Consider the following 22194-nt stretch of genomic DNA (forward strand, 5'->3'; position numbering starts at 1 on the left):
CAAAAAATTATTCACCTCTAAACTTCATGATCAATCATTTATAGGTCATCATTCTTCAAAGGAGGTTTTTCTTGGAACCCTAAAGTCTTTATAATTCAATAACACTTCATCCGAACCTATAGTCAGGAAAATTAGGATATAGTTTTCTGAAAATGCCTAATACTTAATATAGGGTGAGCTATGTGCGAGTTGTTGGGTATACATTCTATAATATTAATTAATTGAAATAAATTAACAGAGTATGGGATAGAAAAGTGTTTTTTGATAAAACAAACTATTGTAAAACTCTTACACTTGTTTATTATAGTTTTATTACTTCGGTATAATTAAATATTAAAGTAAACAAAAACCCCCTCTACAATATTGTAGAGGGGGTTTTTGTAAAGTGAAAATTAATTTTTTAAACCCTTGGTAAATCTCCTTCTCCCTTTAATGGAAGGTAAGATTTGCCCATAAGGTACTTATCTACATGATGAGCAGCTTGTCTCCCTTCGGAAATGGCCCAAACTATCAAAGATTGACCTCTTCGTTGGTCACCTGCAACAAAAACACCGGGTACATTACTCTTGTAATCGACTGCTGTTGCCTTGATGTTTGTTCTTGGGTCGACTTCCAATCCTAATTGTTCGGCAATCGTCATTTCAGATCCTGTAAAACCTAGGGCCAAAAGAGCCAATTCACACTTCCATTCTTTTTCAGTGCCTTCTATTTCTTTTAATACAGGGCGTTTCCCAGGTTCATTGATCCACTCCACTTCAGAAGTTATCAGACCTTTAAGATTTCCATCTTTATCACCAATGAATTCTTTGGTTGATATGCTGAAAAATCGCTGGGCTCCTTCTTTATGTGAAGAACTTGTTCGTAAACGCATTGGCCAGAAAGGCCAAGGTTGCCCTTCGGGTCTTTCAGGTGTGCCTTTACCCATAATTTCAAAGTTAGATACGGATTTGGCACCATGTCTGATTGAGGTTCCGATACAATCCGAGCCAGTATCCCCACCGCCGATTACGATAACATCCTTATCAGTTGCCAATATTTCTTCTCCTAAATCTTTGATACCGTCGACCCTTCTATTGTTTTGCCCTAAAAAGTCCATGGCCTGAACAACTCCTTTCAATTCTATTCCTTTTATGGGTAAACTACGTCTAACAGTAGCTCCACCACACAGTACCAAGGCATCGAAATCATTCTTTAACTCTTCAGCTTTGATATCTACCCCAACATGTATTCCACATTTAAATATGATACCTTCTTCTTCCAAGACTTTCAATCTCCTATCAATGACATTCTTTTCCATTTTAAAATCAGGAATTCCATATCGTAGTAGTCCACCTGGTTTTTCATCCCTTTCGAAAACCGTGACCAAATGTCCGGCACGATTAAGTTGCTGCGCAGCAGCCAATCCTGATGGTCCTGAACCTATGACCGCTACTTTTTTCCCAGTTCGTTCGGTGGGGGGCATTGGTTTTATCCAACCGTTAGTGAAAGCGGTCTCTACAATATTCTTTTCGATATTCTCAATAGTCACAGGGTCTTCATTAATACCCAATACACATGCTTCTTCACATGGTGCGGGACATAATCTACCTGTAAATTCCGGAAAATTGTTCGTGGAATGTAAAATTTCAGCTGCTTTTTCCCATTTGCCTCTATATACTGCATCGTTGAAATCAGGAATTAGGTTCCCTAATGGACAACCACTATGGCAAAATGGAATACCGCAATCCATACATCGGGCACCTTGATCCTTTAATTCCGTTTCTTTCATCGGGAGGGTAAATTCTTTGTAATTTTTTACCCTTGTCTCTACTGGAGCGTATTCTTCTATTTTCCTATCGAATTCCAAAAAACCTGTAATCTTTCCCATGTTTCGATTTATATTGTTTGTAATTTTTCTTTTTCCAAACGGATCAACGCCTGTTTGTATTCTTCTGGGAATACCTTCACGAAATCAGGAAGACATTCCTCCCAATGTTCAAGAATGCGCTGCGCCAAAGGACTCATTGTATAGTTATAATGACTTTCGATAAGGTCTTTCAACTGTTTTATGTCTTGATCTTCTTCCACAGGTAATAAGTTCAATGCTTCTTTATTACAATGGCTTTCGAATGTTTTGTTCTTATCATATACAAAGGCAATACCACCACTCATGCCAGCTCCGAAATTACGACCTACTTCACCGAGTATAACTGCAACTCCGCCTGTCATATATTCGCATCCATGATCACCTATACCTTCTACTACCGTCTTTGCGCCAGAATTACGAACACAAAAACGTTCACCGGCCTTACCGTTGATATAGGCCCGACCTGCGGTAGCCCCATAAAGTGTCACGTTCCCGGTAATCACGTTTTCCTCAGGTATAATGGTTGATTTTTCTGGAACTTTGATGACCAATTTAGCGCCTGAAAGTCCTTTGCCCAAATAATCGTTGGTGTTACCGTTTACGGTCATTGTAAGTCCACGTGTGGCAAATGCTCCGAAACTTTGACCAGCAGAACCTGTAAAGTTCAATTTAATTGTATTCAGCGGAAGGCCTTGAGCACCATAAACCTTTGAAATTTCGTTACTGATTATTGCTCCGATAGCCCTATCGGTATTTTTGATAGGAAAGTCCAATGAGATTTTTTCTTTTCGGAATAATGCCGGATGGGCTTTTTCCAAAATTTCAAATTCAATGGATTTGTTTACATCGTGCTGCTGTTTTGTCGTATTGTGGAACTTAGTTCCTTTAGGTACGTCGATTTCATGAAGAATAGGTGTAAGATCTATTCCGTTCGCTTTATAGTGGTCAATGGCTTTTTTACGATCCAATTTTTGTACTTGGCCTACCATTTCGTTTATGGTCCTGAATCCCAATTGGGCCATGATTTCCCTAAGTTCTTGAGCAACGAAATACATGTAATTTACAACATGTTCCGGTTTACCTTCGAACTTTTTGCGTAATTCAGGATTCTGTGTTGCAATACCTACTGGACAAGTATTGAGATGGCATACTCGCATCATCACACAGCCTGAAGCTACAAGAGGTGCGGTTGCAAAACCAAATTCCTCTGCTCCCAAAAGACATGCAATGGCGACATCACGACCTGTTTTCAATTGCCCGTCACATTCTAGTACGATTCTATTTCTTAGGTCGTTTAGAACTAATGTCTGTTGTGCTTCCGCAATTCCCAATTCCCAGGGTAGTCCTGCATGTTTCAACGAAGTTAAAGGAGAGGCTCCCGTTCCACCGTCGAAACCTGAGATAAGTATAACGTCTGCTTTTGCTTTTGAAACTCCTGCGGCAACTGTACCAACACCTACTTCGGATACCAATTTAACATTGATACGTGCTTTTCTATTGGCGGATTTTAAATCGAAAATCAATTGTGATAAATCTTCGATGGAATATATATCGTGATGTGGAGGTGGGGAAATCAGTCCTACATAGGGTGTTGAATTCCGGGTTTTCGCAATGGCCGGATTAACCTTTGGTCCGGGTAATTGCCCGCCTTCACCAGGCTTGGCCCCTTGGGCCATTTTTATTTGGATTTCCTGTGCATTGGTCAAATAGTTCGAGGTAACCCCGAACCTACCCGATGCCACCTGTTTAATGGCACTGTTTCGCCAATCACCTGTTTGGTTTTTATAAAAACGTGCCGCATCTTCACCACCTTCGCCCGAATTGCTCTTGCCACCGATACGGTTCATGGCTATAGCTAAATTTTCATGGGCTTCTTTACTAATCGATCCATAGGACATTGCACCGGTCTTGAATCGTTTTACGATATCGGTCCATGGTTCAACTTCATCTAAAGGAATGGGGTCGTAATTCGAGAATTCGAACAACCCACGAATGGTCATCAAACTTTTTGATTGTTCATTTACCAGCTCTGCAAATTCCTTATAAGTTTCTGGTTCGTTGCCCCGAACGGCTTTTTGCAGTTTGGCAACCGTTAAGGGGTTGAACATGTGTTTTTCACCATTTCTTCTCCAACGGTATTCACCCCCCATTTCTAGATCAAGGTTCCCAGCTATTTCTTTTTTCGAATAAGCATTATGGTGCCTTTTTGCGATTTCTTTCTCTATTTCATAAAGTCCGACTCCTTGTATTCTGGTTGGGGTGTTCGGGAAATATTTGTTCACCACCTTGGTATTGATTCCTATACATTCGAACAATTGTGATCCGCGATAGGAATTTAGTGTAGATATCCCGATTTTATTCATCACTTTAAGAATACCTTTTCCTATGGCCTTATTATAATTGTTTACGGCCTCTTCAAAAGTGATTTCCGTGATATCGTTCTTTTCAATTTGTTCCGCGATAATCTCATTTACCAAATAAGGGTTTATGGCACTGGCGCCAAAACCGAACAAGAGCGCAAAATGATGTACTTCGCGAGGTTCAGCAGACTCGATGATGATACTTAATTTAGAACGGTTGCCTTTTTTCTGAAGGCCGTTATTTACGAAAGAACAAGCTAATAAAGCGGGGATCGGGGCCTTTTCCTCATTGGTGTTCCTGTCAGATAGAATAATGATATTCGCACCTTCATCAATGGCTTTCGAGGCTTGGTTCAATACCGATTCAAGGGCATCTTCCAATCCGTTTAACCCTCTTTTTATCTCATATAAGATAGGAATGGATACAACTTTATAATCTGGACTTGCATCATAATTTTTTATTTTGTCCAAATCTTCCTTGGATATTACCGGATTCTGAATCTTTAACTTTCTACAGTGGTTCTCGGTGATTGTAAAAAGATTGTGGTCACTGCCTAAAGTTAGGCTTATATCTGTAATCAGTTCTTCACGAATACCATCCAAAGGCGGATTGGTAACTTGTGCGAACAGCTGTTTAAAATAGTTGTATATGTGCTGTGGACGCTCCGATAAGACTGCTATTGGCGTATCTGATCCCATTGAACCGATAGGTTCTTTGGCTGTTTTGCCCATAGGAAGGATGATCGTATTAATGTCTTCAAGGGTATACCCGAAAACAGATTTACGTTTTTCCAAGGAAGCTTCGCCTAAAAATAGCGGACAATCGTTGTAAGGGATATCCCTAAGGTGTACAAGGTTGTCATCCAGCCATTTTTTATAAGGATGACGTTGGGCTATTTCTTCCTTGATTTCCTCATCATTTATGATCCTGCCTTCTTCCATGTTCACCAAGAACATTTTACCAGGTTCAAGTCTTCCGTGAAATTCTACATCTTCCGGTTTAATATCTATAACCCCGGTTTCTGAGGACATTATAACGTTACCTTGTTTGGTCACCGTATAGCGAGAAGGTCTTAAGCCATTTCTGTCTAAAAGTGCGCCAATATAGTTTCCGTCGGTAAAAGGGATTGATGCAGGTCCGTCCCAAGGCTCCATGGTACATGAGTTGTATTCATAGAAGGCACGTTTGGCCTCGGACATTTCCGTATTCTTTTCCCAAGCTTCGGGTACGAGCATCATCATTACTTCAGGGAGAGAACGGCCGGTCATCAAAAGTAGTTCAACAACCATGTCCATGGTAGCTGAATCTGATTTTCCTGGAAGTACAACCGGTAATATTTTTTTGATATCATCGCCGAACCAATCACTTTCCAATAATTCTTCCCTAGATTTCATACGTGTAACATTTCCACGTAGGGTATTTATCTCCCCATTGTGGCACATGTACCTGAAAGGTTGTGCCAAATCCCAAGTAGGGAAAGTGTTGGTAGAGAATCGTTGATGTACCAATGACAGTCTTGTGACTACCCTTGAATCCATCAAATCGGTATAATAAAGGCTTATATCCTTAGGCATTAAGAGCCCTTTGAATATGATTATTTTTGTTGAAAGACTGGGAACATAAAAGAATTTGTTCTCAGATAATTTAGACTTTAATATAGCATGTTCGGTAATTTTTCTGGCAATGAATAATTTCAAATTGAATTGAAAATCATCTTGATCCTCATTTTCCTTTGCGATGAAAATCTGTTTGACAAAAGGTTCGGTTTCCATGGCAATACGGCCGGGAATCGAACGGTTTACAGGGACATCACGCCATCCGAGTAATTTTAAACCTTGATTTTCAATGTTCTTTTCGAATTCGGATATACAGAAAACCCTTTGGTTGTCTTTCTGTGGAAGAAAGATATTGCCAACCGCATATTCTCCTGCAGATGGTAGGTCAAAATCGCAAACATCGGTAAAGAAATCATGGGGTATATCAATAAGTATACCGGCCCCATCCCCGGTTTTGCCATCTGCACTTACCGCACCACGGTGCTCAAGTTTGTCCAAAATCTCCAATGCCTTATGGATAATATCATTTGATTTTTTTCCTTTAAGGCTACATATAAAACCTGCACCACAATTATCATGTTCAAATTCGGGTAGGTACAATCCTTGTTTTGTCAACTTCATAAATTAAGGTATTTGTGTAAAAATATTACATTCTATGAATTATCCTTAGCACTGATTTGATTTATAACAAAAAAATCCAACGTTTTTAAATATTTGATTAATTACCCTTAAAATCGGATTTTTAGGATGGTTTTTTTGAGAAATCCGCAAATGTTCGAAAGAATGAAAGTCCATATTATGGACTGTGATTGCTTCTTGTTGTATAATAGGTATAAAAACCGGATTTTAAGGGTTCATTTTCCTATTTCGACTATTCTGGAAAAAATCAATGGAACGAATTCAAAGACCTTATCACGTATTACGTTAAAGATAAACTTAATTCCGTAGAATGCTTCGTGAAATAACGATTTTCTGTATTTCGGAAGTGCCTTCGTATATTTGAGTTATTTTGGCATCTCGCATAAGTCGTTCAACGTGATAATCTTTTACAAAACCATTGCCGCCATGAATTTGAACAGCTTCGATTGTAGTGTCCATCGCTGTTTTGGATGCATGTAATTTCGCTATGGCACCCGATAGATCATAATTAGCACCGATGTCCTTATCTCGGGCAGCTTTATAGACTAAAAGCCTGGCCGCTTCGATTTGTGTGTGCATATCGGCCAATTTAAATGCAATGGCTTGGTGGTTGGCGATCTCTGTTCCAAAAGCCTTTCGTTCTTTTGCATATTTTTTCGCTAGTTCGTAAGCACCGGCAGCTATGCCCAAAGCTTGTGAGGCAATACCGATTCGGCCTCCGGCCAAGGTTTTCATGGCAAATTTGAAACCAAATCCATCCTCACCGATCCTATTTTCTTTTGGCACTTTTACATCGTTGAAATTTAGGGAATGGGTATCACTTCCTCGTATGCCCAATTTATTTTCTTTGGGGCCTATTTCAAAACCCGGCATACCTTTCTCTACAATAAGCGCATTTATGCCCTTGTGCCCTTTATCTTTGTCCGTTTGGGCGATTACAAGGTAAACCGAGGCCGAATTGCCATTTGTGATCCAGTTCTTGGTGCCATTCAGGATATAATGGTCGCCCTTGTCAATTGCAGTGGTTTTTTGTGAAGTTGCATCACTACCGGCTTCCGGTTCTGAAAGACAAAATGCCCCGATGATCTCTCCTGTTGCCAGAGGTTTTAAATACTTGATTTTTTGCTCTTCGGTGCCATAGGTTTCAAGCCCCCAGCAAACCAATGAATTGTTAACGGATACTACTACCGAGGATGAGGCGTCTATTTTGGATAATTCTTCCATGACAAGGGCATAGGAAACAGTATCAAGGCCGCTACCCCCGTATTTTGGGTCTACCATCATTCCCATAAAACCGAGTTCTCCCATTCTTTTGACCTGTTCGGCCGGAAATTTTTGGGTTTCGTCCCTTTCGATTACACCGGGCAAAAGTTCGTTTTGTGCAAATTCACGTGCAGCCTCCTGTATCATCTTTTGTTCTTCGGAAATAGAGAAATCCATGGTAAAATAATTTTTGTATTCACAACAAATATACAGTTATGTTGCAAATTTCAAAATGTAATGGGGAGATGTTTCAGAAGTGTGAAAATTTAAAGATTGGAAGAAGGAAAAGCTATTATTTAAATTCTGTATTTTATATTTGTTTCAGAGTTTACCTCAATTTGATTAAAACAAGATTATGAGACAACACTAACCCCTTTTGGGGAATTAATGTTAGAATGATGCCAGCTATTAGAATGAAATCAAAGTCACATAATCTATAAAATCAAAATAATGAAGAAACTTCTTCAAGCATACGAGGACAAGCAACCCGAAATTATATTCAATTGGAAAGACCCGGAGACAGAAGCTGAAGGCTGGGCGGTAATCAATTCGCTCAGGGGAGGTGCTGCCGGTGGTGGTACACGAATGAGGGAAGGATTGGACCTGAACGAGGTTCTTTCATTGGCAAAGACCATGGAGGTTAAATTCACTGTATCGGGACCTCCTATAGGTGGGGCCAAGTCAGGAATAAACTTCAATCCACATGACCCTAGGAAAAAAGGCGTTTTGGAACGTTGGTACCATGCCGTTGCCCCTTTGTTGAAAAGTTATTATGGTACGGGAGGGGATCTTAATGTTGATGAAATAAAAGAAGTTATACCCATCACGGAAGATGCTGGGGTATGGCATCCACAAGAAGGGGTTTTCAATGGTCATTTTAAGCCTACTGAGGCCGATAAGATAAATAGGATAGGTCAATTGCGCTTGGGGGTTATAAAGCCTCTTGAGAGTAGTCGGTATTCGCCCGATGTCTCTAGGAAATATACGGTTGCCGATATGATTACCGGTTATGGCGTGGCTGAGGCCGTACGTCATTATTACGATATTTTCGGAGGTAATGTAATGGGCAAACGGGCGGTGATCCAAGGTTTTGGGAATGTAGGAGGAGCGGCGGCATTTTATCTGGCCCAAATGGGGGCAAAGATCGTTGGTATATTGGATAGGACTGGGGGAGTTATAAAAGAAGAAGGGTTTTCTTTTGAAGAAATAAAGGATTTTTATTTGAATAAGCAGGGTAATAATCTAATGGCCAGTGCCGATCAAATGATTCCTTTTGATGAAATCAATCGGAAAATTTGGGAACTCCAAACAGAAATATTCGCACCTTGTGCTGCTTCGAGGCTCATAACCAAGGACCAGATTTCAAAAATGATCGGTACAGGACTCGAAGTAATATCATGCGGGGCCAATGTTCCCTTTGCGGATAAAGAGATTTTCTTTGGTCCTATTATGGAATATGCCGATGGAAAAGTGAGTTTGATTCCCGATTTTATATCCAATTGTGGAATGGCAAGGGTTTTTGCATATTTCATGGAGAAAAGAGTAGGAATGGATGATGAATTAATATTTAAAGATACTTCCGATACCATTCGAAAAGCAATTTTGAATATCTTTAAGCAAAATCAATCGAAACAGAATTTAAGTGAAACCGGATTTGAAATTGCCTTAAAGCAATTAGTTTAATAAATTTTTACACATATGGAAACCATTATTATTGCCATTTTCCTAGCAGGGTACCTTGCCATTACGCTAGAGCACAATCTTAAAATAGACAAATTAATTCCAGCATTGGCCATGATGGCCTTGCTATGGGCCGTTATTGCCTTAGGGCATATGCCCGTCTTTGAGGTGAATGCCGAGCTTAGGGAATTGGAACCTACCCATATAGATGAAATATTACTGCATCATTTGGGGAAAACGGCAGAAATATTGTTTTTCCTTCTAGGGGCTATGACCATTGTTGAAATTATAGATTATTTCGACGGCTTTGCTGCGATCAAGAGTTTCATTAAAACCAGGAGTAAGAAAAAATTACTTTGGTTATTCGCCATATTGGCTTTTATCTTATCCGCTATAATCGATAACCTAACGGCCACGATCGTATTGATAACCATTTTACAGAAGGTTATAAATGATCGCGATACCCGCTTATGGTTTGCAGGTCTTATTATTATCGCTGCGAATGCTGGTGGGGCTTGGTCACCTATTGGGGATGTTACGACAACAATGCTTTGGATCGCCCATAAGGTAAGTGCCATGCAATTGATCGAGCATGTACTGATACCATCAATAGTATGTATGGTGGTACCGGTACTTTTGGCCAGTAGAAATAAAGCTTTCAAGGGTCAGATTGAAGGGGCAATCAATGAGGATGAGGGGCCAAAGTCCAAATTTGGACCTACCATGTTGTATTTAGGATTGTCCGCGATTGTATTTGTGCCGATTTTCAAGACCGTTACTCATTTACCTCCCTATGTAGGAATGATGCTTTCCTTGGCCGTAGTGGCTACCTTTGCTGAAATATATAGTAATGCAAAATTCAATATCTCTAACGTAAATGGGCATGATAATGGCCATGTTGGGCATCACAGCCCTGTTCACCATTCATTGTCAAAAATCGAGTTGCCAAGTATACTGTTTTTCTTAGGGATACTCTTGGCTGTTGCCGCTATGGAATCGTTGGGTATACTTTTTCACGCAGCGGGCGGTTTAAATACGGCCATACCGAATACGGATATCGTAGTAATGCTTTTTGGTGTAGGTTCTGCAGTTATAGATAATGTTCCGTTAGTAGCGGCAAGTATGGGTATGTTCTCAGAAGGAATTGATAATCCCTTATGGCATTTTATAGCATATTCAGCTGGTACGGGGGGTAGTATGTTGATCATAGGTTCGGCTGCAGGTGTTGTGGCCATGGGTATGGAGAAAATAGATTTCTTCTGGTACCTTAAAAAAATCGCATGGCTTGCTTTGGTAGGTTTTCTGGCAGGTGCCGCAACCTTTGTTTTATTAAGGGATTTTATGTTAAACGCATAATTTAATCGATAAAACTCCGTTATTAAGGCAACTTAAAGAATAGAAATTATATGTCAATGTTACAAGATCTTGCTCAAGACCCAGCAGTGGGTGAAGTTCTATCCGAAGAAAAGACACTCTCGGTCATAGATTTGATTTTTAGTGGGGGTACGGGAAGTATCGTCATTATTGCAATTTTATTTGTTTTGTTGTTCGTTGCCCTGTACATCTATTTTGAACGCATTTTTGCCATTAAGGCCGCTTCAAAAATAGATAAGGATTTTATGAACCAGATACGAGATCATGTTACCAATGGAAAATTGGAAGCGGCAAAATTATTATGTGCCCAAACAGATTCCCCGGTAGCCCGATTGACTGAAAAAGGCGTCTCAAGAATAGGGAAACCTTTGGACGACATAAATACGGCCATTGAAAATGCCGGTACCTTAGAAGTTTATAAGTTGGAAAGAAACGTAAGTGTTTTGGCAACCGTGGCCGGTGCAGCGCCAATGATCGGTTTCTTAGGAACCGTTATTGGTATGATTTTGGCATTCCATGAAATGGCAACCAGTGGGGGACAAGCGGAAATGGGTTCTTTGGCTTCAGGTATTTATACGGCGATGACAACTACAGTGGCAGGTTTGATAGTTGGTATTATCGCTTATATTGGTTACAACCACTTGGTGAACAGAACCGATAAAGTCGTTCATAAAATGGAAGCAAATGCAGTTGAGTTCCTCGACTTGTTGAACGAACCACTATAACTTAGGATGAAATTAAAAGGAAGAAATAAGGTGAGTCCGGACTTCAGTATGTCGTCCATGACCGATATTGTTTTTTTGTTGTTGATATTTTTTATGTTAACAGCGAATTCACCTAATGCCTTGGATTTACTTTTGCCTAAGGCGAAAGGAAAATCCACGAATACACAAAATGTTTCGGTAAGTATCAATAAGAACTTGGAATATTTTGTGAACAATGAGAGAATAAACGGAGAATATATTGAAATTGAATTAAAGAAAGCACTTGAAGGGCAAGACAAGCCCACTATCATCCTTAGGGCAGAAGAGAGCGTTGCCATTAAGGAGGCCGTGCATGTTATGGATATTGCCAATAGGAACAATTATAAGGTAATATTGGCCGTACGACCTAACTAAACGTAAAGGGTAAACCTCAGTAAGAAAGTGCAATTGAGACACTTCTATTTCACTATTGTTATTCCGGATATGGTTTTGGAATGTTTTCATCCGTAGGAGATACAATCCGAACTTGCAAATCGACATTTTAAAACGCAATAGGTACAATGTCATTTTTAGATACGAGACACAAGAAAAAATCATTCACACTTACGACGGCCTTGTTGAGTGCGCTCGTACTATTGCTTTTTTATATAGGACTTACCTATATGGATCCCCCAATTGAGAATGGTATTTCGGTAAATTTTGGTTCTATGGACTTTGGTATGGGCGATAAACAACCCATGGAGAAAATTAGGTCAGAACCATTGGATATACCTGAGCCGCCAAATGTTCAGCAAGAACAAATAGAGGAGGCCATACCCGAAGAAGTGCAAGATGAAGTGGTCGAGAAAGAGCAGCCTACGGAAAAAGTACTTACACAAGAAAGTGAGGAATCCATAAAGATAAAGCAACAAAAAGAAGCCAAGCGGAAAGCTGATGCAGCAGCCAAAAAGGCCAAAGCTGAAGCGGATAGGGTAGCACGTGAAAAGCGGGAAGCCGAAGAACAAAAAAGAAAAGAACAGGAAGCCAAGAAAGCAGAGTTGGATAAGCTAATGGGCGGACTCAACAAATCTGACGGTACGGCATCAGGAAGTGAAGGTGATGATAACCGCCCCGGTGATAAAGGGCAACCTGATGGGGATCCCTATGCAACAAGTTATTATGGTAGTCCCGGGTCTGGCAGCGGAACAGGAGGGTATGGCCTTAATGGTCGTTCCTTGGTAAGTAAGGGTAAAGTGCAGCAAGAGTGTAACCAAGAGGGCAGGGTGGTTGTTAAAATCGTAGTAGATCGTACAGGAAAAGTGATAAGCGCGACACCTGGCGTAAAAGGGACTACAAATAATAATCCTTGTTTATTGGAGCCTGCAAAGAAAACTGCTTTTAAACATAAGTGGAACTTAGATTCCAATGCACCCAGCCAACAAATTGGTTTTGTGGTGGTCAATTTTAAATTAGGGGGATAAGTGACCTATAAAGAAACTTTGGATTGGATGTTTGCCCAACTTCCAGCCTATCAGCAAAAAGGAAAAGTCGCATATAATGGCAAAATGGATAATATCCGGGCTTTTTCAACTTTTTTAAACCATCCCGAAACAAAATTCAAAAGTATTCATGTGGCCGGTACCAATGGTAAAGGTTCCAGTAGTCATATGTTGGCTTCAATATTACAAGAGGCAGGATATAAAGTAGGATTGTATACATCGCCACATTTAAAAGATTTTAGGGAACGTATAAAAATCAATGGGAAAACTATTCGGAAAAAGAAGGTAGTTCGGTTTATCGAGAAGAATAAAGCATTTTTAGAAGAGCACCAATTGTCTTTTTTTGAAATGACCGTAGGAATGGCCTTCGATTTTTTTGCATCTGAAAAGGTAGATATAGCCGTGGTCGAGGTTGGTCTCGGAGGTCGTTTGGATTCAACGAACATCCTTAATCCCGAAGTAGCGTTGATAACCAATATCGGGATGGATCATTTGGATATGCTTGGTGATACTCTAGGGAAAATTGCTAAGGAAAAAGCAGGTATCATTAAAGAGGGCATTCCAGTAGTCGTCAGTGAATATCAAGAGGAAATTGCCGAGGTTTTCCATAATGTAGCAGTATCAAAGAATGCGAAGGTGATTTTTGCTGAAAAAGTCATACACAAGACGTTCAAGACATCTTTATTGGGAAATTATCAATCCAAGAATGTGAAAGGGGTGCTTGCCGTACTTACCGAACTTAAGGACTGTAAGATCAAGAAAAAACATATTAAAAGGGGGCTGAAGCATGTTGTAAAGAATACAGGATTGTTAGGTAGATGGCAGATTTTGAATAAAAAACCTTTTGTTGTTTGCGATACGGCCCACAATAAAGAAGGTCTTACCTATGTGATCGAACAATTGGCACAGCAGGATTTTAATGAGTTGCATATGGTACTTGGCTTTGTTAAAGAGAAGGATCTTGATAGTATATTACCTCTTTTTCCTAAAAATGCCCATTATTATTTTTGTAAGCCGAATATAATGCGTGGTTTGGATGTTGGGATTTTGGTCAACAAGGCTAAAATGCACGCATTGAAAGGAGAATCATATAACTCTGTGGATAAGGCGTTTAAAGCTGCTTTGAAAACAGCAGGTAAAAAAGATTTAATTTTTATTGGTGGTAGTACATTTACAGTTGCAGAAGTAGTGTGATTTTTTTTAATTTTTTCTTTTGGGGATTAGAAAACTATTCTATATTTGCACCCCGTTAGGGCTCTTAGCTCAGTTGGTTCAGAGCACCTGCCTTACAAGCAGGGGGTCACTGGTTCGAATCCAGTAGGGCCCACAAAGGCTATCTAAATTTAGATAGCCTTTTTTTATTTGCGCTAAATCCATTTTTATTCTAAAAAGTTGGATAGATAGTACAAGGTTCGAGCATATCTTACTTCCTGGGGTTTACTCCCTGAATACTATTCCATTTAGAGATTTATGGGCGAAAAATGATAGTTCTGAATAAAAAGTGCTGGGGTCGAATGCATTCTGATTGTATAGGAGAGGGGTGCCGGTTCTCCCCACGCTTTGTGACAGTATCATCCATAATAGCTATCTAAATGTGATAGCCTATTTTCATTTGCGTTCTATCTATTTTTTTAAAAAGTTTGAAGGATACTATAAGGTTCAAACCTAGGGTACTTCCCAGGATTGACTCCATAAATATAATTCCATTCATAGATTTCCTGGTTATAGGTTCGTGGGTTACTGATCTCTATGTTGTATTGGGATAACCTACTATAGATATTCATATAATGGCATTAAGACCTTAATGTCATGGGTAGATTTAAAATGACACAATTGTATCACAAGATGCTTCATAAGTAACAGCGATTATCAGGTTATCTAAATATTTTTAAAGGCTGGAAGGTATATGCGGATAAGCTCATTCTGACAAACAATCAAATAAACCATTTATGAAAAGAACAAATAAGCTATTTTATTTCTATGCACTATTTGTATTCTGTTATCTAGCACAAGGGCAGAACACTAAAATTGAGGGGGATTTACGAAAATGGCACAAAATAACCTTGACGTTTGAAGGGCAAGAATTAAGTGAAGATGATGCCTTTAATCCTTTTTTGAATTATCGACTCAATGTTACATTTAAAAATGGAGATCTAACATATGTAGTTCCGGGGTTTTATGCTGCCGATGGTAATGCATCGGAAAGTAGTTCTACCAAAGGAAAGATTTGGAAAGTACGGTTTAGACCCGATAAAACGGGAAAATGGGAGTATAGGGTTTCGTTTAGAAAAGGGGTGAACATTGCTGTTAACGACTCAATAGAAGCAGGGGAACCCATATCTTTCAATGGGGCCAATGGTTCGTTTGTTGTTGCCGATGTAGAAAGTGGTTCATCGACGCCTGAATCTAAAGGGCGTATTAAATATACAGGGGAAAGGTATCTGAGATATGCGGAAACCAATGAGGTTTTTTTAAAAGGAGGTGCCGATAGCCCTGAGGATTTTTTGGGGTATTATGAATTTGATCAAACTCCCGCTTCCCATAAGTATAGCCCCCATGCCAAGGATTGGAAGCTTGGTGACCCGGTATGGCAGAAGAATAAAGGGAAAAATATAATCGGTGCGCTGAATTATTTGGCATCAAAAGGAATGAACGCGGTATATTTTTTGACTATGAACGTTCAAGGAGATGGAAAAGATGTGTGGCCTTGGATCCATGAAAATGAGCGCTATCGTTTCGATTGCAGTAAGCTTGATCAATGGGAGGTTGTTTTTGATCATATGGACAAGCTAGGGTTAATGCTGCATATTGTATTGCAAGAGACTGAAAATGAATTGTTGTTGGATATTGGTCAGTTGGGTGTTCAAAGGAAGCTTTACCTAAGGGAATTGATTGCCCGCTTTTCACATCACTTAGGTGTTACATGGAATTTAGGTGAAGAGAATGGTCCCGTTCATTGGTCGCCTAAAGGTCAAGATGATAATGACAGAAAGGCGATGATGGAGTACATTAAACTCAATGATCCGTATCAAAATTTTGTTGCATTACACACACATTCCGTACCTGAAGAACAGGATCAAATACTGCTGCCCCTTCTTGGTAACCGGAATCTAGATGGTCCTTCCATCCAAATTCATGATCCAAACTTGGTACATGAAACAACAAAAAAATGGATTCGGGAATCACAAAAAACCGATAAAATATGGGTGGTGAACCTAGATGAGATAGGACCCGCCGATGTCGGGGCAAAACCTGATGCCGATGACCCTGCACATGATGAGGTACGTGGACCCGTACTCTGGGGTAATCTTATGGCTGGTGGGGCCGGTGTTGAATGGTATTTTGGGTATAAGTTCGCTCATATGGATTTGAATTGTGAAGACTGGCGTTCTAGGGATGCCCTATGGGACCAAACGAAAATAGCCCTTGATTTTTTTCATAGCCATCTACCGTTTTCCGAGATGCATAATGCAGATGATTTAACGAAGAACGATGATGATTTTGTTTTCGCGAAAAACAGGGAAATCTATGCTATCTATATACCTGAGGTGAGGAAAACAGAGATAGACCTTTTAGATTTGAATGAAACATATACAGTGTCATGGTTTAATCCGCGAACGGGAGGAAAGCTCCAAAAAGGAACAAAAAGACAAATTAAGGGTGGTAAAGGTATTGATATCGGTCTTCCTCCGAACAAAGAGGGTGACTGGGTCGCACTTTTAAAACGCAAGAAAGTTCTAAAAAAAGAAATGGCCTCAAAACCTGGGGTAATTACATTGGATGCCCTTAGCGATTTTGAAGTTGACCAAAACAAAGAAGGACCCTCTTTTTATCGTGATGAGCTTAATGGCGTCCTAGCTATCGATGCCGCCAATGAAAATAACCGAGAGGATTATGCCGTGGCCCATTCCGTATTCTTAGGGGAAGAAGGTCTTTATAAAGCCTATTTTATGGCTATGGCAGAAAACGATGGGGAGTCGGAATATATAATTCGTTTGAACGGGACTGTTCTGGATACGGTTGTAAATCCAGAAGTCTCTGAAAATTTTAAAAACATAGAACATGTTTTGGAAAAGGTGTTTTTATATAAGTATGATGTTATCCAAATAGAATCTAAAGTAATGACCAATGGAAAGATACCGGAAAATAATGGAACGGCATGGTCTAGAGGTAGATGGAGTGCATTGAAATTAGTGCCTAACAACCTTTCAATAAAAAAACAATTGAAAGATACGGAACCATTCGAGGAAAAGAACGGTTATTTAGAAGTAGAGGCCGAGTCCTTTCATTTTAAAACCAATAACGGAACTAAACGCGATTGGGTTATACAGTCCAAGGATATGGATGATAAGGAAGTATCCGGGCATGCTCGAACAGCGAGTATGGGTGCTTATATTGAGGCGCTCCCTGATACAAGGGTTACTCATGACGATGCATTGTTACATGGAGAGAATTTTTTCCCCATAGCAGGCATAGGAGGTGTCGTTTCTTATAAGATAAGGATAAATAATCCAGGAAAGTATTACGTTTGGGCCAGTGCGTTCTCTAGTGGTTCCGAAGATAATGGGGTTCATGTGGGTGTTGACGAAAAATGGCCGGAAAGCGGTTCTCGTATGCAGTGGTGCGAAGGTAAGCATCAATGGGCCTGGTCTTCGTCACAAAGACTTCCGGATAACCATTGTGGTGTCCCAAATGCCATTTTTCTTAATTTTGAATCTGCAGGGGAATATATAGTTTCTTTTTCCATGAGGGAGGATGGATTTGAGATGGATAAATGGATTATTACGACAGATAATAGCTTTAACCCCGAATAACACCTACTTTGTAGATATGGTCAATAAAAGTAAACTGCATCTTATATTTTTTATGTGTCTAAGTGTGTTGAATTGTACACTTTTTAGAGCACAAGAAGAAAGGAAGCACTTCGATTTTGTAAATATTAAGGATGGTATTTCTAAAGTTGCGGTTTCTACGATTATCCAAGACCATAGTGGATTTATATGGATCGGAACCAATGGAGAGGGGCTATATAAGTTCGACGGCACGGATTATACATCCTATAAATATCAGATTAATGACTCTACGTCTTTAAATAGTAGTTTGATCCATTGCGCATATTTAGACCATGAAAATAGGCTTTGGGTCGGTACGGAAAACGGATTGAACCTTTATGATAGGGATTTGGATAAATTTCGACGTATTCCTCTCGCATCTAAAGTCGGAAAAGATAATTCCGGTTTTTCGGCCTTTACCATATATGGCGATGCTGAGGATAATATCTTCATAGGTAGTTTTGAGAACGGTTTTTTTAAATTGGGCGCAACGGACTCTATTATTCGAAGGGTGCCATCGAAGATAACCGACACAAAGAACATTGTTAATGTCAATGAAATAAAAGTTAGTGATAGAGGTGATATTTTCGCGGGAACCAGCCTTGGTTTACAAGAATATGACAAAGAAACGAACAAGTTTGAACTCTCATATTTCAACACCCATGAAGGTCTCGTATCCTTCAACCATCAAGTGCAATCAATTTTGTTGTTAGATGATAGTACCATTTGGTTGGGTACGGTTTCAAAAGGGGTTTATATCATAGAAAAAGGTAAGACAAAAGAGGGTGGGCTAGACAAAGTGAACCATTATGCAATTACGGATAAACGAATTCTTGATATGATTCCGCTATCCGATGGGACTATCTTAATTGGTACTGAGAATGATGGTTTATTTCACATGGACAAGGATGGTGCGCTCCTGAATACTTATGTTTTCGATAAAGCCGATAAAAACAGTATAAGTTCCAATTCTATCTGGGCCTTGTTGTCAGATGCCGAAGATAGAATATGGGTGGGCTGTTACAATAGTGGTATTTCTGTTTATGATAGCTTGTACGATAAGTTCAAGGGGATAGAGAGTTTGCCTTATAACTCGAATTCCCTCTATTCTGGATCAGTCTCAGGGATTTTGAAGAGTGATGATGGTAAGTTCTGGATAAGTATGGATGGAGGTGGTATTGATACTTATGATCCATCTACCAATAAATTCGAGCATATAGGAAAGGGCACTAGTAGATATTCAGGATTGAATAATTCTGACATTCAGGCTATTTTCATGGATAGCCAAAAGAATATATGGGCCGGAAGCTGGAATGATGGATTGTTCCTTTTGAAAAAAGGGTCGTATTCCTTCACCAATTTCAATAGTAATAACCTTCCCGATGTATTTAGTTCTAATCGAATAATGAGTTTTGATGAAAGTTCCGATGGCACCATTTGGATAGGCACATTTTATGATGGGTTGATTTCCTATGATCCAAAAAAACAAGAATTCGTAAGGCATACTTCTGAACCTTTTACCGATAATGAGCTTCATACAAGTGCTATACGCAAAGTTTTGGTCGATTCAAAAGATAATATTTGGTTAGGGACTACGCAGGGGCTGTTCAAAGTAGTCAAAGGAAATTCCGGGGATTTTAAGATAAAAGCGTTAGCAGATCTTGTTAAGAATACGGAACAAAATTTAACAAGTGCCAACCATATACTTTCACTATACGAAAGTTCTGATGGTAAGATTTTCATTGGTACGAGGGGTTCGGGCCTATGCAGTTTCGATGATCAAAAGCAAGAATATGTTTTTTATAACGGAAAAATCGGTCTAAAAGATGAAACGGTTGCCAGTATAATTGAAAGTCAAAATGGGGATATTTGGATAAGTGGTAACTCGGGTATCTCAAGAATAGACTTGAATAATGGCGAGTTTACAAACTATACCCAGAATGACGGTCTACTTTCAAATGACTTTAATTTTAATGCGGTAACCCAAGATAATCAAGGATTGCTCTACTTTGGCAATTACAAGGGTATCGATTTTTTTGATCCTGAGAAAATAAGTGCGAATAAACGTATGCCTAGACTTTTCTTTACAGGGTTTAAGCTTTTTAATAGAAATATTTTTCCTAAGGAAGAAAATTCCCCTTTAAAAAGGGTTATTTCCCAAACAAAGGAAATCACATTGAACCACACCCAGTCTGTTTTTACAATAGACTATGTAGGTATTAACTATACCCGGCCAGAAAAGAACCAATATGCTTATTACCTTGAAGGGTTGGAAGATTCATGGAATTATGTTGGAAGCCAACGTAGCGCGACCTATACGAATCTTGATCAAGGCGAATATACTTTCAAGTTAAAATCCGCGAATAGTGATGGGGTTTGGAATGAGGCACCATTAACTTTGAAAATAACGGTTCTACCCCCATGGTGGAAGACGAATATGGCCCTCGGGGGTTATTTTTTATTGTTTTTTGTAAGTTTTTTTCTACTTAATTCGATTACACAGAAACGAATAAAAGAAAAACAACAGATAAGGAACGAGAGGGATCAAAGAGCAAGGGAGGATGAGTTGCAAAAGCAAAAATTACAATTTTTTACCAATATTTCCCATGAGTTTAGAACTCCTCTAACATTGATCATAAACCCACTGAAAGATATTATTAATGATGCCAGCTTAAACCTTCCTGAGAGAATTCGTGAAAAACATAGGGTTATTTATAGAAATACCGATAGGCTCTATAGGCTGATAAATGAACTAATGGATTTTAGAAAGTTGGAACACAATAAGATGAGTGTCAAAGTAAAGGAAATGGATTTAAAAGGTGTTTCCGATGAAGTAGTTGGTTACTTCCAAGAGGAAGCTTTGAGCAAGAACATTCAATTGTCCATTGATAGCGATAATAATTATATTCCTATTTGGGCCGATGAAAAAATGATTGAAAAAATAATTTTCAATATTATTTCGAATGCAATAAAAGTCACTAATGAGGGTGGAGCGATTAGAATGGATATCTTATCCCATGATATGGTTGAGAAATTACCCTTGGTCAATGAATCCGAACCGGTTAATGTTGTTGAAATTGTAATCTCCGATACGGGCCCAGGATTAACGGAAGAACAGGTAAGTAAAATATTCGAGCGTTTTTATCAAGTTAACAACCTCAACAAAACCTATTATGGCGGAACAGGTATCGGCCTAGAGGTGGTTCAAAATTTTGTACAATTACATAGGGGTAAAATCGAAGTGACAAGCGAGTTGAGAAGAGGTACATCTTTTAGAATCGTGTTGCCAAAAGGCAAAGAGTATTTTAACGAAAACGAACTATTGTTAGAAGAATCAAAAAGCCTAGAACCTTTACAAGGGACAAGTAGAGTAATTGAGAATGGTTATATGAACTCTGTTGATCCAAGGGAGAAATCCAATAATGCAAAATCCTATACCTTATTGATCGTTGAGGATAATGCCGAATTACGTAATTATCTGAAGGATGAATTTGTTGAACAATATAAGGTAGTAGTAGCAAAAGATGGTCAGGAAGGACTAAAAATAGCCAAGGATATATTACCTGATATCATATTGACGGATGTTATTATGCCCAATATGGATGGGTTTATGTTCTGTAAATTAATTAAAGAAGATATAACCACAAGTCATATCCCCTTGTTGATGCTAACGGCAAAGGCCAAGATCGATGATAGGATCGAGGGTATAGAGTACGGTGCAGATGCATATATGGTCAAACCTTTTGATATGAGGCTGTTAAGGCTTAGACTTAACCAGTTGATTACAAGTCGGCAAATAATATTCGACAAATATTTTAGAAATATAAGTGGTGGGGACGAGAACGCCAATAGTACTTCATTGGATAAAGGTTTTATTCAAAAGGTGTTGAATTATGTACATGAGAATATAAGCGACCCCGATTTAAATGTAGAGTTGTTGGCCAAGGAACTCAACTTGAGTCGTAGCCAATTGTATCGAAAGATAAAAACACTGACTGGGCAGACCGTAAATGAATTTTTGCGAAATGTAAGATTGCAAAAAGCCAAGCAGATTATAGAGACTGACAAGGATATAAACATTAGTGAGGTTTGTTATAAAGTTGGTTTTTCTTCACCCTCGTATTTTACCAAATGCTTCAAAACCCTTTTTGGAGTACTTCCTACTGAAATCATGAAACCCTGATTTTCTCTGATAACATTAATTATGGCTCTGTTGTTTGTAAAGAGTTATATGATTGTACTTAATAATACAATGTTATGTTCTTTAATGTACATATTGTGAAAGCATAAAAATATACGTTGTGCAACATTAGTAACAAATACTGCTCAATTAATACCATAAAATATGCAATAGCGATTGTATTTTTGGTGGTAGTGTCCCGTTTAAAATTAAAAATTATTCGGGATTTATTTTAATTCCAATCATTATGCACAGACTTTTCAATTATAAGTATTTTTTCA

11 protein-coding genes and 1 tRNA gene are annotated in these 22194 nt (G+C 39.0%); 9 read left to right on the forward strand and 3 right to left on the reverse strand.

The genetic code is table 11. The annotated features are described in order from the left end of the window. Window positions 1-400: 400 nt before the first annotated feature. The 3 genes from R3X28_RS16750 to R3X28_RS16760 all read right to left on the reverse strand — a co-directional run bounded on the left by R3X28_RS16750 (window position 401) and on the right by R3X28_RS16760 (window position 7842). On the reverse strand, window positions 401-1867 hold the full coding sequence (locus tag R3X28_RS16750) for a glutamate synthase subunit beta (RefSeq protein WP_282056731.1): 1467 nt from the start codon (window positions 1865-1867) through the stop codon (window positions 401-403). 8 nt (window positions 1868-1875) lie between these two features. Continuing rightward, the gene (gene gltB / locus R3X28_RS16755; protein ID WP_154369118.1) at window positions 1876-6384 is read right to left on the reverse strand and encodes a glutamate synthase large subunit; all 4509 of its coding nucleotides are present in this window, start codon (window positions 6382-6384) and stop codon (window positions 1876-1878) included. A gap of 315 nt (window positions 6385-6699) precedes the next feature. Next, entirely contained in the window at window positions 6700-7842 is a 1143-nt protein-coding gene (locus R3X28_RS16760) for an acyl-CoA dehydrogenase family protein (RefSeq protein ID WP_317665879.1), read from the reverse strand. A gap of 273 nt (window positions 7843-8115) precedes the next feature. Between R3X28_RS16760 and R3X28_RS16765 the strand changes: the two genes are divergently transcribed. The 9 genes from R3X28_RS16765 to R3X28_RS16805 all read left to right on the forward strand — a co-directional run bounded on the left by R3X28_RS16765 (window position 8116) and on the right by R3X28_RS16805 (window position 21916). After that, on the forward strand, window positions 8116-9348 hold the full coding sequence (locus R3X28_RS16765; protein ID WP_154369116.1) for a Glu/Leu/Phe/Val dehydrogenase dimerization domain-containing protein: 1233 nt from the start codon (window positions 8116-8118) through the stop codon (window positions 9346-9348). Window positions 9349-9363: 15 nt separating this feature from the next. Beyond that, a complete protein-coding gene (nhaD, locus tag R3X28_RS16770) occupies window positions 9364-10701 on the forward strand; it encodes a sodium:proton antiporter NhaD (protein WP_154369114.1) in 1338 nt (445 codons plus the stop codon). A 50-nt stretch (window positions 10702-10751) separates the two neighbouring features. Further along, window positions 10752-11444, forward strand: a complete 693-nt coding sequence (locus R3X28_RS16775) for a MotA/TolQ/ExbB proton channel family protein (RefSeq protein ID WP_154369112.1) — start codon at window positions 10752-10754, stop codon at window positions 11442-11444. A 6-nt stretch (window positions 11445-11450) separates the two neighbouring features. Continuing rightward, on the forward strand, window positions 11451-11837 hold the full coding sequence (locus R3X28_RS16780) for an ExbD/TolR family protein (RefSeq protein ID WP_154369110.1): 387 nt from the start codon (window positions 11451-11453) through the stop codon (window positions 11835-11837). Between the two features lie 146 nt (window positions 11838-11983). Beyond that, on the forward strand, window positions 11984-12883 hold the full coding sequence (locus tag R3X28_RS16785; protein WP_317665884.1) for an energy transducer TonB: 900 nt from the start codon (window positions 11984-11986) through the stop codon (window positions 12881-12883). Then, window positions 12884-14095 carry a folylpolyglutamate synthase/dihydrofolate synthase family protein gene (locus R3X28_RS16790; protein ID WP_317665886.1) on the forward strand — a complete coding sequence of 404 codons (1212 nt, stop codon included), beginning with the start codon at window positions 12884-12886 and terminating at the stop codon, window positions 14093-14095. A 58-nt stretch (window positions 14096-14153) separates the two neighbouring features. Beyond that, window positions 14154-14228: transfer RNA gene (locus R3X28_RS16795), tRNA-Val, on the forward strand. Window positions 14229-14850: 622 nt separating this feature from the next. Beyond that, the gene (locus tag R3X28_RS16800) at window positions 14851-17715 is read left to right on the forward strand and encodes a DUF5060 domain-containing protein (protein ID WP_317665888.1); all 2865 of its coding nucleotides are present in this window, start codon (window positions 14851-14853) and stop codon (window positions 17713-17715) included. 16 nt (window positions 17716-17731) lie between these two features. Continuing rightward, entirely contained in the window at window positions 17732-21916 is a 4185-nt protein-coding gene (locus R3X28_RS16805) for a two-component regulator propeller domain-containing protein (RefSeq protein ID WP_317665890.1), read from the forward strand. The last annotated feature ends 278 nt before the right edge of the window (window positions 21917-22194 follow it).

The organism is Maribacter sp. TH_r10, from assembly GCF_033101095.1.
GTDB lineage: Bacteria > Bacteroidota > Bacteroidia > Flavobacteriales > Flavobacteriaceae > Maribacter_A > Maribacter_A luteus.